We start from the raw sequence: 18279 nt of genomic DNA, 5'->3' as shown, positions 1-18279 counted from the left end.
GTCTTTAACTAAAATTTAATTATTATTACTTTATCGACTGATTATATTTTTGCACGGATTATAAAACCTAATTATCACTTTTGTTGTTGTTGACGCTACGATAAACACCAACAACGGTGACAGCTAATTGAGGCATTTCATTAACCTATTTATCTAGATTACCCTATTCACTATGATCTACTAAATCTATGTGAATTGAAGTTGATTTATAATTTCCTGTTCTCATACTTTCAATGAAATCTTCTTTTGAAATTCCAAACACACTTGAGATATAATGAAAATGAGCTTGGCCTCCTTTCCAAGTTTCTCTACCTGAAATACTCTTATAAGTCAGGAAGAAACAATGCCAAAAATTATCTTTCTCAAAGAAGTGCGAAACAATTACTTTTCTATGTTCTATTATATTCTTTAACTCTCCGTCAACTAAATCAGTATCTCCTATTTTTTTAATAGTTCCATCATCTCTTAAATAAAGTAATTCTGGAAGTTTTTTTCCTGCTAATCCTGCAGGCAAGGTTTCAAAAAAATATTTACTATATAAAAAACCAAAATTATTGAATGACTTAAATATAAGAGCCATCAGTTCATTAAGGTTCAAACTCATACCTTTAAGTAATCGTTCTTGGTCTTTTTTACGAGTAGCATCTAATAATGCTAAAAAATTAGAATGGATTTTTGTTTGCTCAAATATATCAAAAAAATCAGCAATATCTTCTTCAGCTTTTTTTATAAAGAAATCTTCTTTTAGGAATGAAGTAAGAAATGCATTTTCAGCCTTCAAACTATCTTTAATAAGAATAGCTCTTTTTTTAATCTCGTAATTTTTATAATATTCTATAGGGTTTACTCTTTCAACATTTCCATTTGAGAAAAATCTAATAAACCCGCCTTCTCCATAATAAAATTTTTCCGTATTCATTTTCGATTTAGCTCATTAAATTTTCCATAAGATCTAAACAGTCACTAAGATAATTAATCAATGATTCCATTACCCTTTATGTTGTAAATATTAATAAATAATTTAACAAAAAAGACCCACCAGCCAAAAGCCAGTGGGTCTTCCTTTTTATAACAAAAACTCTTAATTCAACCGAAAACTATTCTTCCCCACCAACTGCTCCAATCCTTTGATTAGATCATTCGAAACGTTGATTTTATTAAAACGACTTTGCAAGACTACCTCTACCGGACTTTCCGAGTCTTTGAGTTTCACGAATAAGTTACAGGTGCCCGGATTTTGTTTGAACAACTCACTTAAACTGGCCACCAATTCCCCGCTGACTTCCTGCAAGTTGATTTCCAGACTCAGCTGCTTACACATCTTCTCCCGTACCTCGGGCAGGAGCTGAATCTGCGTAGCCTTGAACTCGTACTGGCCCTGATTTCGCCAGCTGGGTTGTAGTTTTCCCCGAATGTACAGGAAACGATCCTGGGCTACGTACTGACCCATTTTGACGTAATCGTCACCAAACAGGGCCAATTCCATACTTCCGGCATAATCCTCAATCGTAAACAGACAGAAGGGATTACCATTTTTGGCGTATCGTTCCTGATACTTGGTCACAATTCCGGCAATGCGGACGTCGCGGTTGTACCAGTTCTTTTCCTCTTCCGAGTCACGGAAACGATCAAGCGTAATGTCGCAGAAGTTATCCAGCTCAATGCGGAACTCATCCAGCGGGTGGCCGGAAATGTATACGCCAATCACATCGCGTTCCTGGTTGAGTTCGATCATCCGGGCCCAGGGCTCCGCCGAGGGTACGCGGGGAGCCATCATGTTGGCTCCACCACCCCCACTCATGGCTCCGAATAGTGATACCTGAGCGGCGGCTTTTTCTTCGTGGTGTTTGTTGGCGAATCGAATCAGCGTTTCAATGAACGTACCCGTTCCCGTATCGGCAAAGAACGCTGCCCGGTTAATGCCAAAGCTATCGAAGGCTCCGGCGTAGGCCAGTGATTCCAGCGTTTTCTTGTTCACCGTACGCAGGTTGATCCGCGTGACGAAATCAAAAATATCCTGGTACGGGCCATTGGCGTTTCGTTCCTGAATGATGCTATCCACAGCCGCATCGCCCGTACCTTTAATACCACCCAGACCAAAACGAATTTGCTTCTTCTTATTAACGTTAAATTCCTTGATGGATTCGTTCACGTCAGGGCCTAATACGTCGAGACCCATCCGGCGGGTTTCCTCCATGAAGAGCGTAATCTTTTTGATGTCGCCCAGCTCGTTGGTTAAGTTGGCCGCCATGTACTCTTCCGGATAGTGGGCCTTTAAGTAGGCCGTCTGGTAGGCTACGAACGCGTAACAGGTCGAGTGCGACTTGTTAAAGGCGTACTGAGCGAAGGCTTCCCAGTCCGTCCAAACCTTTTCGAGTTTCTTGGCATCCAGACCTTTGGCAACGGCCCCTTCCATGAATTTGCCTTTCATCTTATCCAGCGTCGCCCGGTCTTTCTTACCCATGGCCTTCCGCAGTACGTCGGCGTCCCCTTTGGAGAAGCCCGCCAGTTTCTGCGACAGCAACATTACCTGCTCCTGGTACACCGTGATTCCGTAAGTATCGGCCAGATACTCTTCCATTTCGGGAAGGTCATACACTACGGGTTTCCGTCCGTGTTTCCGGTCAATAAATTCAGGAATGTACTGAATCGGACCGGGTCGGTACAGGGCGTTCATGGCGATAAGGTCCTCAAACCGCGTGGGTTTCAGCTCCTTCATGTACTTCTGCATCCCGGCACTTTCGTACTGGAAGATCGCGTAGGTTTCTCCGCGTTGGAACAGCTCGTAGGTCTTCGCATCGTCGAGCGGCAGGCTGTCCAGGTCAATTTCCACACCGTGGTTTTGCCGGATTAGAGCCAGGGCATTTTTCAGGATCGTCAGCGTGGACAAGCCCAAAAAGTCCATCTTGATTACCCCGGCATCCTCAATCACTTTTCCTTCAAACTGCGTGATGAACCAGTCCGAATCTTTCGAGGTACACACGGGAATGATCTCCGTCAAATCCATCGGAGCAATGATGATCCCCGCCGCGTGGATACCCGTACCCCGAACGGAACCTTCCAGTTTCAGGGCTTCGGTCAGTACCTTCCCGGCGACGGTATTGGATTTCATCGTATCCCGTAACTTCTGGATATTCTGAATCTCCTCGCCGCCCCAGCCTTCTTTATCTTTCACGCCGCCGGGTCCGTCGATGGGAGCCAGCAGGACGCGTTGCAGGTTCAGATCCAGGGGTTTTTCCGGAATCAGTTTAGTCAAGATATTCGTCTCATCCAGCGGTAAATCTAGTACCCGACCTACGTCTTTAATGGCCGATTTGGCTTTCATCCCCGTATAGCTCACAATCTGGGCTACCTGATTTCGGCCGTATTTTTCAACGACATAATCAATCACTTTCTGGCGTCCGGCATCGTCAAAGTCCGTATCAATATCGGGCATGGATTTCCGGTCAGGGTTCAGAAAACGCTCGAACAGCAGGTTGTACTTGATGGGATCAATGTTCGTAATCCCGATGCAATATGCCACCGCTGAACCCGCCGCCGAGCCCCGGCCCGGCCCGACGAATACGCCGATGTCGCGACCCGCCTTGATAAAGTCCATTACAATCAGGAAGTACCCGGCGAAACCCATCGTTTTGATGGTATGTAACTCGAAGTTGAGGCGTTCCTCGGCTTCGGGCGAGATGGTTTCGTAGCGTTGCCGGGCTCCTTCAAAGGTCAGGTGACGCAGGTATTCCCACTGGTTCAGGGTATCATCCGCGTGTACCTTGAACTCGTTGGGAATGGGGAAGTTGGGCAGCAGAATGTCTTTTTTCAGTTTCGGATCGAAACACTTGTCGACAATCTCCTGCGTATTATCCAGGCCTTCGGGAATGTGTCCCCAGACCTGTAACATTTCGTTTTTCGTCTTGAAATAAAACTGGTCGTTGTAAAAAGCAAACCGCGAGCCGCGGGGCATGGCCTCGTCATCCGAGAAGTCCTTGGCCGAGGGCGTACTCTGCTTTTCACCGGTGTTGACGCACAGCAAAATATCGTGGGCGTTGGCATCCTGCTGATCCACGTAGTGACTATCGTTGGAGACAATCACCTTGACGTTATGCTTACGGGCAAACTTGAGCAGCACCTCATTGACCCGTTTCTGATCGGGGATTTCGTGATCCTGTAGCTCGACGTAGAAGTCTTCGCCGAAGATATTCAGCCACCACAGAAACTCCTTTTCTCCTTCCTCTTCGCCCTTCCGCAGAATGGCCTTCGGTACACTGGCTCCAATACAGCAGGTCGTAGCAATGAGGCCTTCGTGGTACTGTTCGATCAGGGTTTTATCAATCCGGGGGTACTTGCCGTACATGCCTTCAATAAAGCCCAACGAGCAGAGCTTGACCAGATTTCGGTAGCCCGTTTCATTCTTAGCCAGCATCAGCTGGTGGTACCGCACGTCTTTCTTTTCCTTGGTAAACTTCCGCTCATGTCGGTCCTGTACCACGTAAAACTCACAGCCTACAATAGGTTTTACCCCGTGTTTTCCGGCTTCGGCCACGAATTTGAACACACCGAACATATTACCATGGTCGGTAATGGCTACTGCCGAATGTCCGTCCGCCTTGGCTTTCTTGAACATACCGCCAATGTCAGCGGCACCATCGAGCAGGGAAAATTTGGTATGGCAGTGAAGATGGGAAAAATGCATAGTAACGGGGCTCTCTATCCTACAACAAAATCAAACTTGAAGATACGATGAAAAACGTAGGAGGGCAAGTTAGGTTCCAGCGGGAGACGTTTTTCCGTGAAAGTTTAACCATGCGTGATAACCAATACCAATACCGGTGGATAACAAAATAGATATCCCTTCTTAGAAACCCTATTGGTATACATTCATGGCTTTATCATCCAAGTATGCTTCATTGTCGCTTAAACATCCTATACACTTAAGCAAGCAACTCTTTTCCTTTTGCAAGGATATTTATTACACTGGCAAAACGGTGGAGTTGATGTCTTTTATTGTTTGGGAAGTGGCTCATGTACTAAAACTTAACCGTCGTAAAAAGTACCTTGCCTTTAGCTCCCGTACCCCCCATACAGTCATCGAAGAAGGAATCATTCAACGGACTTCCGACCCCGAATCACTTTTACACGAACTGGAAGAAACTTCTGCCGACTGGCTTTTCTGCCTTATTACGCCCTCCCTTGCGTACTGGTGCGTTTCGCAACGTGAAAAGCGTCAGCTTTACCATAAGACCGCCGATGCTACGCAGGCTAAACTGGTTAGTACCTTCGACGAAGAAATCAAAAGTCTCTACATTACGCAGGCGAATGTTATTTTGATCGCCTCGGGCGGCTGCATTTTCAGGAGTACTAATCAGGGCATTTCGTTTCAGCGGGTACTCCAGCTGAGCAGTCCTATTAGCTGGTTTCTGTTCAACAACGGGATCGCCGAATTGCCTTCGGGTGAGTTGTTGATTGGTGAATACGGTTCCATCTGGCAACAAACGCGGTGGCAAAGTCTGGCGTATTTTTATTATTCAAAAGATCAGGGACAAACCTGGCAACAGATACGCTCCCTGCACGAACGAGGGGTTAACAAACACGTACACGTACTCAAGTACAGCAAGCTGTTACAATCCCTGATCATGACTGACGGGGATAACCACAAGAAACTGTGGATTAACGCTTCGTTGTCTTCTTACGATCAACTGAATCGGTTCAAGCGTAAGCAGGGCTGGAAGATGGTAACTCATCTGCACCTGTTCAAAGGGGGCTATACATCCATGCTTGATGGTAGTAAACGGATGTTTTTAGGTTCGGACTATATGGGAGGCACTAACTTCCTGGTTTCCACCACTGACGGAAAACGCTACCAGAGTCTGATCATTCCGGACCCTTACCGACGGTGTCCGATTATGAATATGACGTACCTAAAAACGGCAACCCATACGGAAATCTGGGCTTCGTTATTTTGCGGAATCGGGGGCTCAACGAAATGTTTGATCATGTATACAGAGGACGATGGTCTGCACTGGCACAAGTTCCTGGAGTACGATGGCTCCCGCTATGCCGTCCACCTCATAAGCCATACAGAAGCCCAAACTGGCTATTTATACCTATCTGTCACTAGTACCGAATGGTCAACCTACCGCGTTTATAAGGTCAGACGTTTCTAATCTTTCCTAGTACTGTTTTCCTTCCCTGAAATAGCCTCGTGCTTATTTTCAGGGATTTTTTATTTATTTTTCATGACGTTTCATCCTTCTTTTGACCAATCCATCGAAATTTTTACCACTTAACTCATTCTTAACAAACTATAAGATTTTTTTTTATACTTTTAGCCTATATCTCGTACCGTTAGGTACTGGTAGGCGTGGCTTGTTCCGTCTTTCCATGGCTAACGGTCGAAAAGTCCAGGAATGCATCAAAAATTTTATTCACTATAAGTCAATTACTTACCTATAGATATCATCACCTTTGCAGGAACAGTTTGTTGCATTTATCTCATTGTTATCGACTATAAAGTTTAAAGTACATCGATAGTATAGTTCATACGGCCTAGCACCATTGATATTTGACATCCACTTTACTAATTTTCATGAAAATAGCTCTTTTTACTCATTCAAATTCTCCACTCCAAATCCATAAAACCACTCACTGATCTAGTAGCGTATCCCTTTATCTTTCATCTGTATGAAAAAACTTTACTATTTACTCTTTCTTCTTTTGTTAGGCGTAACGAAACCATCCTTTGCCCAACAAGCTGGTAACGAATGGATTAATTACCAACAAACGTATTACAAAATTCCGGTCACGCAGAAAGGCATGTACCGAATCACCTACGCTGAGCTACAAAACGCTGGCTTTGATCTGTCCGCTAATCCTCAACAGATTCAGGTATTCAGACGAGGCGTTGAACAAGCCATTACCGTTGCTGGTGAAGGGGATGGAAGATTGGACGGCGGCGATTACATTGAGTTCTTTGGGGTAGGTAATGACGGCTCTCGGGATGCTGAACTGTACGTACCGAAGGAATCCCAAACCAATCCCTACGTGAGTCTATTTACGGATAATTCCTATTACTTCCTGACCGTCAGTCCAGGTGCGAAAGGGAAACGCGTAGCGGTATCTACGCTTTCTTCCAATGGGCTTACCGCTGAAAGCTATCACCTGGCAGAAACGGTCATTGCTTACAACAGAGCCTTTCACGTAGGTGCTTCTTACGACGCAGGTAATAATTTGCAGGATTACCAACAAGGGATTTCAGTCAGTGAATTTGGTCCTGGTAAAGGGTATATGGATGACCGGATTTATGCCGGCAATAGCCGTAACTATACGCTCCCTTTACTTAATGCATACCGGCAGGGGCCGACTCCTAGCCTGGAAACTTCCTTCTACGGAGTAGGCCGGGGCGGGCATAACATTGATCTTACCGTAGGCAACTCGTCCGTAACCAATACGGCTTTCTCGGATCTACAGACGGTTAAAGTGAACAAATCTTTGGACTGGAGTAACTTCAACACCAACGAAGGCATCGCTACAGTTACTTCCAAGCAAGGCTCCAACGCCGTGGTTTATTTTAAGCTTGTGTACGCCCAAACACTCGACTTGTCGGGCATTAGTGGCAAGGCTATCAATACCCGTACGAATAGCTCAGGCACTTCGCTTCTTCGCTTTTCGAACGCTACGTCCAATGATCAGGTTTACGATATCACGGATCTGAATGGCGTGCAAAAAATCACGGCAACCCTGACGAACGGTACCTTGGACGCGGTCGTAGGAAACGCACAAAGCACCCGGAATCTTTGGGTAAGTCGCACGCCTAGTACCGTGGCCAGAATCGAACGGGTTTCGTTCCGCTCCATTAACGCCAGCGATTACAATTACCTGATTCTGACCCATAAATCCCTGCAACAGGCGGCGAATGACTACAGCTCCTACCGGGCTTCCAGTCAGGGCGGAAGTTACAAACCACTAGTAGTTGACATGGACCTGATTTCCAATCAGTTTAACTACGGGGAAAATAGTCCTTTGGCGATCCGGCGTTTTGCTGACTATATGGCGAAAAATGGTTCTTCAAAGCACTTGTTTTTAATTGGCCGAGCCATTGCCCCTCAGTATTTCCGGACCACGGCTAACCTGACGACCAGCGAAGCCATGAATGAAGTCAACCAGATTCCTACGGGTGGCTGGCCCGGTTCTGATTGGCTGCTCGTCATGGGCCTCAACGGCAAGCCAGCCAACGTACCCGCACTTTCAGTGGGTCGATTGAATACGACCACTTCGGATGAAGTATACGCGTATTTAAACAAAGTGAAAGAGTACGAAAGTCAACCCGTAGCTCTGTGGCGAAAGAACTTCCTGAATCTGAGCGGCGGCCATGATTTCAATTACGAAATTCCTACGTTTAGAAACTTTGCTACTAATTATTCCAATACCGTTAAAAACGCACCTTTGGGCGGCAATGCGAAGATTCTTTCCAAGCAAACCACCGAAAATGTAGAGTTCTTCGACGTTTCGAAAGATGTAAACGCGGGACTAAGCATGATTACCTTTTTCGGGCACTCCGGTCCTGGTTATACGGACATTGACATTGGACTGGCCACGAACAGCAATTTCAACAACAAGGGCAAATACCCGATCATGTTTGTGAATGGCTGCGAAGCGGGTAATATATTCTCGAACGATAATGTACAGACCGTTGGTACCAACTGGGTTAATACACCCGATCGGGGAGCTATCGTATTCCTAGGTTCTTCGTTTTTGGGATGGCCGAGCTATCTGGATCGCTATTCCAGCCTTCTGTTCCAAAACCTTTCTAGCTCCACTTACCTCAACAAATCGTTTGGCGATGTACTGGTAGCTACGACGACTCGCTATGTATCGGACAACCCGAACAACAAAATGACCGTAGGACACGCCCAGGAGTTTAACCTACAGGGTGACCCGGCCATTGTTCCCTTCCCCTTAACTAAGCCTGATCTGGCTTTTGAGGCGGGTAGTCTGTTTGTAGAATCAGGCAGTACCTCAACGGGAAATTTCAAGCTAGGTGTAGCCGTTAGTAACTTAGGAACCGTCTCTGGTTCTCCTGTTAAAGTTTCACTGAAACGAACGGCTAGTACCGGTTCTGCGAGTAGTACCACCGACCTGGGCACGCTCACCTTTAATCCAGTCCGGTATCGTGATACGCTTTATTTCGATGTAAAGAATACATCCAATGCGGTTAGTAATAATCAAATCAACGCCGTAATTGATGCAGAAAATACCATTGATGAAGTGACGAAGAGTAACAATCAATTAGGTTTTGATTACGTGATTGATGCTCCGCTGCCCGTTAGTTTAATTTACTTCAGAGGACAGGTTGAATCCAGTACTGGTAAAAACTTTACGGGTACGGATGTGACTACTATCCCCGAGAACGTAGGTGTACTGTCCTGGAAAGTGACCGACGAGAAAAACATCGTAGGCTATGGCGTAGAAAAAAGTGTAGACGGAAAAAACTGGTTTAGTATCGGCTTCACGCTCTCACAAAATACTTCTTCAGCGTTGTATACGTTCTACGATACGAAACTTCAGGTGGGCAATAGCTATTACCGCCTAAAAATCGATGAAGCGTCAGAGCCAGATCATTACAGCAAAATTATTGCTCTCAGCTTGGCTCCAACCTATGGATTGGTTGCCTACCCAAGTCCAGCGGATGCGGATGTTACCATTCGTATTAAAGAAAATGTCGGTAGTACGGCTACTGCTGTCAAAGCCGTTCTGTATAGCCCCATGGGACAAGTAGTGTGGAAGGGCGAACTTCGGAATGGTACGGTTACTATTCCGACCCAGAGTTTAACCAATGGACTCTACCACTTACAAGTGAACGACGGTACCGCTATTCAAAAGCAGAAGATTGTTGTAGCTCACTAGGAGTCATGTACTTAAAACAGAAAAGGCCTCGCTTAAAAGCGAGGCCTTTTTCTGTTACTTCAGCGTTTCTTCCAACCAATGATAGAATTCCCGCTGCCAGACGATTGCATTTTGGGGACTGAGTACCCAATGGTTTTCGTCGGGTAGGTATAGCAGTTTACTTTTAATTCCCCGTAGCTGGGCTGCCTGAAAAGCCTGCAAGCCCTGTTCGATGGGCACGCGGTAGTCTTTTCCACCCTGAATAATGAAAATGGGCGTATCCCACTTCTCGACAAAGTTGCTCGGCGACTGGCTAAACGAACGTTGAGCTACCGCGTTTTTCTTATCCCAATCCGGACCGCCTTGTTCCCAGTTTTCGAAAAATAATTCGTCGGTAGTGCCGTACATGCTACGGAAATCAAATACGCCGTCGTGGGCAATGAACGTTTTGAATCGTTTGGCATGAACACTCGCCAGAGCGAACACCGAGAATCCACCAAAACTTGCTCCTACACAACCCCGACGGTCTTTATCTACGTAAGGCTCTTTCGATACGGCATCAATGGCACTCAGATAATCCTGAATGACCTGACCACCCCAGTCTTTGCTCACCTGTTCGTTCCACTTGGTTCCATGACCGGGCATACCCCGACGGTTAGGGGCTACTACAATATATCCCTGCGAGGCCATCAATTGGAAATTCCAGCGGTATGAGTACGTTTGCGTCAACGGAGCCTGCGGTCCTCCCTGGCAATACAATAGCGTTGGGTACTTTTGAGCAGGATCAAAATTGGGCGGATAAATCACCCATACTAGCATGTTTTTACGATCGGTAGTGGTTACCCATCGCCGCTCGGTTTTGCACACGCCCAAGGAAGACACCGTAGCGTCGTTTACGTGCGTCAGTGCCTGAATAGAGCCATTGGTCACATCAATGGTTACCAATTCCGCCGGGTGATTCATGTCCGTTTTGGACGCAATCAACTTCTGGCCTACCTGCCCGATAATGTCACTCACGTCAAAATCGCCCTTGGTAAGCTGCGTAATGACGGGCTTTGTCTGCGTAGTGCCAGGGTAACTCACTTTAAATATCTGTAAGGTCCCGTTGATGGGAGCCCAGAAAAATAATGCCGTTCCGTCTTCGCTCCACTTGAATCCCTCCACGTGAATATCATCGCGTTGCTGCGTCAAATTCAGCGTAGACTTTCCATTGGATACGACCAGGTCCTGTTTATCGGCCTCGTATCCATCGCGTTTCATTTGCAACCAGGCCAGGTATCCTTTCGCATTAAAGGCTGGATTGACGTCGTATCCTTTGTTACTTTCGGTCAGGTTTCGGGTCGCTCCAGTGGTTACATCGTATTCGTAGAGATCGGTATTCGTACTGACGGCGTAATCAGTACCGAATTTTTTCTTTGTTACGTATACAATGTGTTTGCCATCGGGATGCCAGATGAAGTCCTCATCTCCACCGAAGGGTTTCTGGGGGCAATCATTGGTTTCGCCGGGCATGAGATCTTTCGGCGTACCAGCCTGACCATTCACGAGCGGGGTTAGGAACACGTGATCAAACTTGCCATCTTCCCAGGTATCCCAGTGCCGATAATTCAGGGAAGTGAACACATAGGCATTGGATTGTGGTAAATCCTTGTACTTGTCGGCTCCCGTAATAGCCAGTACGGGGACAGGCTCACTGCTGATGCGATACTTGCCATCGGCGGATACTTTTGAATCTTTTAGTATCCCTTCGGTAGTGCTAATTTCCTGAGCCTCTCCGCCTGTCACTGGAATTTTATACAGCTTCCGCTGACTCTTGTTGTCCGGCATTTGCGGCGTACTGACCGCGTATACTACGTATTGTTTATCATTGGAAATACCCAGGCCCGATACCCTGCCCATTTTCCAAAGTTGTTCGGGTGTTAACCGTTGTTGAGCGTTTATTGCCAGCGAGCTTAAGAACATCCCGCCCAGCAGCCAAGCTTTTTTCATACACGTAAATCAATAGTTACTAACCATGCACCGCTTATTCGGTGCCCGGCAAAGGTACATTAGAATCGTCCGAGATCACGCTACTCATCGACTAGGCGATTCGTAAGCAAGCTCTCTCCCCGATGAAATATTCACATTTTTTATATAAATTTTTAAATTTTCTAGAATAGTATTTTATTCTGCCTTTATCTACAACAACAGAAATATATTATTTTTTAATAGAATAATACTAGCAAAAAATAGTCTTTCATTCTTCTTCATTAACACTGAGCTTCCTAAAAATTAAGTATTTTTTCGAAAATCGAACGACGCTATACGTCGGCACAATTTGACAATTCGTAGAATAATTTTTAATAATTGCAGACAAATTACCTCCTAACAAAATAAACCCTCTATAACTACACAATTACTTCTCTATGAAAAAATCCTTACTTTGGGTATGTGCTATTCTACTAGGAATGGTACAGATCGTCTTTGCTCAAGAAAGACGAATTACCGGTAAAGTCTCTGCGGCAGATGGGCAGGCGGTTCCAGGCGTAAGTGTGCAGGTAAAAGGAACCACTCGTGGCGTGGTAACGGATGCATCGGGCCAGTATGCCATCAACAGCGTTAGTACTTCGGATGTACTCGTGTTTTCAGCCGTTGGTTACCGTATTCAGGAGCTGACCGTTGGCAATCAAACGACTATCAATGTTAGCTTACAGGAAGAAACCAAGGCCCTGGACGAAGTGGTCGTCACGGGCTACGGCACGCAGCGTAAAAAGGACATTACCGGGGCGGTAACCGTTGTCAAGGGAGCCGATCTTACGGCCCTGCCTACAGCCAACCTTACGCAGGCCCTGCAAGGTCGGGCGGCCGGAGTAACGGTAGGTAATGACAACTCCCCTGGCGGTGGTACCATGGTACGGATTCGGGGATTTGGTACCATCAACAATAACTCCCCGCTGTACATCGTCGATGGCGTTCCTACGCAGGGTACCCTGAATAATATCAACCCGAATGATATTGAAAGTTTACAGGTACTGAAAGATGCGTCAGCGGCGTCGATTTACGGAGCACGGGCCGCGAACGGGGTCGTGATTATCACGACTAAAAAAGGAAAACCCGGGGAACCTAAGCTGACCTTCGATATGTACGTAGGTGTGCAGCGTCCGGGTAAATTCCTCAACTTGCTTAACTCCCAGGAATTGGGTCAACAGATTTGGGCTTCAGCACGAAACGTCGGCCAAACGCCGTCACACGGCCAGTACGGCAGCGGTGAGCAGCCCGTCATTCCAGATTACATCTATCCCTCCGGCGTATTCGAAGGTGATGCTCGCGTGGCACGTGATGCGAATGGCAACTACGTTAATTACACCTACGATCTGCGAAATCCGGATTTGGGTAAAACGAAGTTCATGATTACGAAGGCCAATAAGCAAGGTACGAACTGGCAGAAAGAACTCTTTAACCCTGCCCTGATTCAGAATTATCAGTTGGGTACCAGCGGTGGCACGGATAAGGGCTCATACGCGATTTCTTTCAACTATTTCGATCAGAAGGGAATCATGAAGTATACCAACTACAAACGGTATTCTTTACGGGCCAATACGGAGTTTAAGCTGAAAGATCGTATTCGCATTGGTGAAAACTTTACCGTATCGTATGATGAGCGGGTGGGCATTACCAACAACGACGAATCAAATCCGATTGCCTTTGCCGTACGGATGAACCCCCTGATTCCCGTGTACGACGTTGCCGGAAACTTTGCCGGAGCGAAAGGAGCCAACTTAGGTAACGCTCGTAATCCGGTCGCCGAGCTGTACCGCAACAAAGACAACGTAACGAAGGGCATTCACCTGTTTGGGAATGCGTTTGCAGAGCTGGACATCGTAAAGAACCTGGTGTTCCGTACCAGCTTAGGTATTGAATACAATACCTACAACTTCAATCCTTTTACGCCGCTTGATCCCGAATCGCCGGAAGCTCGTAATACGAATAACCTCCGGGTAGAAAACCGGTACGACAACTCCTGGACCTGGTACAACACGTTGACGTACAATAAAACGTTTGGTAATCATACTATCAATTTACTGGCGGGTACTGAGGCTATTGCTACGTATGATTTCATTTTCGACGCTACCCGTAGTAACTACGCCTTTGAGGACCCCGATTATCTGTACCTGAATGCGGGTAGTCCACTGGGCCTGCAAAACAGCGGCCGGGGCGTTAACCGTACGCGTTTGTTTTCGTTGTTCGGTAAAGTCAACTATGCTTACAAAGATTTCTTCCTGGCTGACTTTACGTTGCGGCGGGATGGTTCCTCACGCTTCAGTGCTGCCAATCGGTATGCGGTGTTCCCGGCGGCCAGTGTGGGTCTGCGTTTATCCGAACTGGCCGCTCTCAAGAATGTCAATTTCCTTTCCGATCTGAAAATTCGTGGGGGCTGGGGAAGTACGGGTAACCAGAATATTCCGAACATTTACAACGCCTATACCCTGTACGAATCGCGGCCTACGGAAAACCATTATGACATCAATGGATCGCGTTCTTCCATTGTACCGGGCTTCGATCTGGTTCAGTTCGGAAACGATCAGGGTAAATGGGAAACCACTACTTCGCTGAACCTGGGTTTCGATGCGAGTTTGTTCAACAACAAGTTACAGGTAGTCTTTGACTGGTATACCAAGAAAACCAAGGACATGCTCAGCCAGATCGATGTACCCTGGGCTCTGGGACAGGCCACGATCCCGTATACGAACATCGGCGATATGCAGAACAAAGGGGTGGATCTGTCGATCAACTACAGCGGACGGGCCATGGATGGCAAGATGCGATTCACGGTGGGAGCCAACTTCTCTACCTACCGCAACAAAGTACTCCGAATCAATAACGATCCCAACTCCATCAAATTTGGTTTTAGCACGCGTCTGCCAGCCATGAGTGCTACGAAAGTGGGTGAACCGATTGCCTCGTTCTACGGCTACGTGATTGATGGTATCTTCCAGACCGATGAAGCAGCTAAGGCCGCTCCCCAGGCTTTCGGTACGTATAACCGGGCAGGTTCATTCATCTTCCGTGATGTGAATGGAGATGGTGTGGTAACGTCAGCGGATCGTACCTTCATCGGCAATCCGCACCCAGACTTTACCTACGGCTTAAACCTTAGCGTTGGCTACAAAAACTTTGATCTGACTTTATTCGGACAGGGTGTACAGGGCAATGACCTCTTTAATTACATGCGGTACTGGACTGATTTCAATACCTTCCAGGGTAACCGTAGTACGCGGATGCTGTACGACTCATGGGTACCCGGCAAAACTGACGCCAAACTGCCTCAGCTTCGGGCTACGGACGCGACCAGTGCTCAGATTTCTACCTACTTCGTTGAAAAGGGTTCCTACCTGCGTCTGAAGAATATCCAGTTGTCGTACTCCTTACCCGCAGGTGTGCAGAAGAGCTTAGGATTGGGAGCGTCTCAGATTTACGTGCAGGGACAAAACCTGTTCACCCTCACTAAGTATACGGGGCTGGATCCGGATGTTAACTTACGTCGTTCGGGTGATAACGGTCAGGACACGCACTTAGGCGTGGACGAAGGAGCCTATCCCGTCTCGAAAAACCTCATTGTAGGCTTACGACTCAGTTTCTAATCCCCATTTACCTCATTTCAGATTTTACAGCTACTTATATGAAAAGAAATAGTATTGTTTTATCGATTTTGCTGACGGGCCTCATTTCCTCCTGCGGCGACTCTTTTCTGGACGTAAAACCGCAAGGGGTGGCCTTGGGCAGCCAGCTTACTAATAAAAGTGGCGTTTCTGCTTCGTTGATTGGTGCTTACTCGCTGCTCGATGGCATTGGTTCCGGGGGTACCAACTGGCACGGAGCCGTATCGAACTGGGTATACGGTGGCGTGGCTTCGGACGATGCGTATAAGGGTACGGACGCCAGTGACCAACCCGAAATCACCGGTATCGAACGCTATGAAGTTCAGCCCGCTTTCGTACACATGCGGGGAAAATGGCGGGTCGTCTACGATGGAATTTCTCGCTGTAACGAAGTGCTTCAACTGCTGGCGAAAACAACCGATATGACCGACGCGGAAAAAACGCAGGTCATTGCTGAAGCTCGGTTCCTGCGGGCTCACTATCACTTCGAAGCCAAAAAGATGTGGAATAAGGTTCCGTATATTGACGAAACGATCTACAATCCGGCCGATCCTAATTCAGTGAAAGTACCCAACGATAAGGACATCTGGACAAACATCGAAGCCGACTTCAAGTTTGCGATGGACAATCTGCCGGAAACGCAGACGCAGAAAGGACGGGCGACCAAGTACGCTGCCATGGCGTATCTGGCGAAAGCGTATTTGTTCGAAAACAAGTATAGCACAGCCAAACCCCTACTGGAAGCTATCGTAGCGAGCGGTAAATACCGTCTGGTTGATTACCACGACAACTACAAAGCCCTTACCAACAACAATGCCGAATCGATTTTTGAGGTACAGTTCTCGGTAAATGATGGTACGAATGGTTCGAACGGGAATGCGGGTGATGAACTCAACTGGCCCTATTTTTCGGGTGCTCCGGGTGGTGGCTGCTGTGGTTTTTACTTGCCTTCGTTAAACTTGGTGAACGCCTTTAAAACGGACGCGAATGGTTTGCCTATGCTGGATACGTTTAACAACTCGGATTTAAAAAGTGATCAGGGTTTGAAGATTACTGATTCATTTACGCCTGATACCGCTCCGGTAGATCCACGGCTGGATTGGACGGTTGGCCGTCGGGGTATTCCTTTTCTGGATTGGGGCCCGATGCCGGGCGTTACCTGGATTCGGGATCAGAACTATTCCGGACCCTATACGGGTAAAAAGTGGATGTACTACAAAAGCGAGGAAGGAACCAATACGCATTCCACCAACAAACGTCGGGTGGCCAATAACTATCGCATGATTAAGTACTCGCACGTACTGCTTTGGCTGGCCGAATGCGAAGCGGAAGCAGGAAATCTGGATAAAGCTCGCTTACTGGTGAATCAAATCCGAAATCGGGCCAAAAACAGCCCTTACGTCACCAATACGGATGGGAAACCAGCCGCTAATTACGTGATCAACGAATATCCCAGCGGCTCGGCGGCCTTTGCTGATCAGGCTTCGGCCCGCAAAGCCATCCGCTTTGAGCAACGCTTGGAATTCGCGATGGAAGGACACCGCTTCTTTGATCTGGTACGCTGGGGTATTGCCGATCAAACGCTGAATACGTATCTGCAAACCGAATCCAAAAAACGGACGTACCTGAACGGAGCCAGTTTTACGAAAGGCAAACACGAATATTTCCCTCTCCCCGTGGATGAGATTAACAACAGTTACATCAATGGTCAACCAACCCTGAAACAGAATCCGGGTTATTAGTCATAACTTACTTTCTTTTTAAAAGCCCCATCCCCGAGATGGGGCTTTTTCGTTTGGCTATTGAAAAACCATTAAATTGAGCCTTCCTTTTCTCCTTTACTGCTGAATCCCCATGAACGTCTCGATTAAAGAAATTGCCCGTCGATTGAAAATCTCGCCTTCAACGGTATCGAGAGCGTTACAGAATCACCCCCGAATCGGGCTTCGTACGCGGGAACGCGTCCAGGAACTGGCTCAACAGTTGAATTACGTTCCCAGTGCAACGGCCCGTAATTTGCGAAGCGGAAAAACCTTTATGCTGGGTGTAGTACTTCCCGAAATACAGGAGAACTTCTTTTCGAAAGCCATCAATGGTATTGAAGAAGTAGCTTTTGCCCGCGGGTATACCGTGGCTTTGTACCAGTCCCACGATCAGTACGAGCGGGAGAAACAGGTACTTGACGTCCTCTCGCGTCAGGTGGTAGACGGTGTCATTTTATCCGTAGCTAAGGAAAGCCATCAGTTCGATCACATTCAGAAAATCCTTCAGCACCAGATTCCACTCGTCTTGTTTGACCGAATCCCTCCTAGTATTGACACCCATCAGGTGAGTTGTAACATGGAAATGGGAGCCTATGAAGCGACGGGTTTACTCCTGAAGAAGGGATTCAAGCGGATTGCCCTGCTCAATGGACCGGCCTCTTTGGTGGCGAGTCAGGAACGGTATGAAGGCTACGTACGGGCCTTGACCGAAGCAGGTCTTTCTCCAGAACCTGAATTAATTGAATCTGTGGACTTAAGTACGGAAGCCACGCGGCGAATTATGGAACAATGGCTAGCCCTGCCCCAACCGCCGGATTCGGTGCTGACGTTTAACGATTACGTCGCTCTGGATGCCATGGGGGTATGTCGGGCTAAAGGTCTGCGTCTGAATACGGATATTTCGTTCGTGAGTTTTGCTAACCTGCCCATGAATGCCTACCTCGAACATCCGCCCCTGGCTTCCGTCGAGCAGCATCCGTACCGCATGGGCTATACCGCCGCTG

At 47.2% G+C, this 18279-nt stretch carries 8 protein-coding genes; 5 read left to right on the top strand and 3 right to left on the bottom strand.

Annotation, left to right across the window (positions count from 1 at the left end):
* Positions 1-163 precede the first annotated feature (163 nt).
* Entirely contained in the window at positions 164-919 is a 756-nt protein-coding gene (locus ACOJTG_RS12445; protein WP_420154111.1) for a hypothetical protein, read from the bottom strand.
* A 162-nt stretch (positions 920-1081) separates the two neighbouring features.
* Positions 1082-4684, bottom strand: coding sequence for a DNA polymerase III subunit alpha (gene dnaE / locus ACOJTG_RS12440; RefSeq protein ID WP_420154110.1), 3603 nt, complete (start codon positions 4682-4684; stop codon positions 1082-1084).
* A gap of 301 nt (positions 4685-4985) precedes the next feature.
* On the opposite strand from dnaE, the gene ACOJTG_RS12435 reads away from it, so the two are divergent.
* Together ACOJTG_RS12435 and ACOJTG_RS12430 are read left to right on the top strand one after the other, a co-directional pair.
* Positions 4986-6155: an exo-alpha-sialidase gene (locus ACOJTG_RS12435; protein WP_420154109.1), complete on the top strand. Its 1170-nt coding sequence runs from the start codon at positions 4986-4988 to the stop codon at positions 6153-6155.
* 517 nt (positions 6156-6672) lie between these two features.
* On the top strand, positions 6673-9894 hold the full coding sequence (locus ACOJTG_RS12430; RefSeq protein WP_420154108.1) for a C25 family cysteine peptidase: 3222 nt from the start codon (positions 6673-6675) through the stop codon (positions 9892-9894).
* Positions 9895-9948: 54 nt separating this feature from the next.
* On the opposite strand, the gene ACOJTG_RS12425 is transcribed toward ACOJTG_RS12430, so the two are convergent.
* Positions 9949-11862: a S9 family peptidase gene (locus tag ACOJTG_RS12425; protein ID WP_420154107.1), complete on the bottom strand. Its 1914-nt coding sequence runs from the start codon at positions 11860-11862 to the stop codon at positions 9949-9951.
* Between the two features lie 416 nt (positions 11863-12278).
* Between ACOJTG_RS12425 and ACOJTG_RS12420 the strand changes: the two genes are divergently transcribed.
* The 3 genes from ACOJTG_RS12420 to ACOJTG_RS12410 form a co-directional block, all read left to right on the top strand.
* Positions 12279-15494, top strand: coding sequence for a SusC/RagA family TonB-linked outer membrane protein (locus tag ACOJTG_RS12420; RefSeq protein ID WP_420154106.1), 3216 nt, complete (start codon positions 12279-12281; stop codon positions 15492-15494).
* 38 nt (positions 15495-15532) lie between these two features.
* Positions 15533-17254 carry a RagB/SusD family nutrient uptake outer membrane protein gene (locus tag ACOJTG_RS12415; protein ID WP_420154105.1) on the top strand — a complete coding sequence of 574 codons (1722 nt, stop codon included), beginning with the start codon at positions 15533-15535 and terminating at the stop codon, positions 17252-17254.
* 112 nt (positions 17255-17366) lie between these two features.
* A partial coding sequence (locus ACOJTG_RS12410; protein WP_420154104.1) for a LacI family DNA-binding transcriptional regulator occupies positions 17367-18279 on the top strand: 913 nt, incomplete at its 3' end.

This window comes from Siphonobacter sp. (assembly GCF_048595215.1).
In the GTDB taxonomy this organism is placed as follows: domain Bacteria; phylum Bacteroidota; class Bacteroidia; order Cytophagales; family Spirosomataceae; genus Siphonobacter.
The sequence above is the reverse complement of the archived record's forward strand: the minus strand, read 5'-3'. Positions and strand labels throughout refer to the sequence as shown.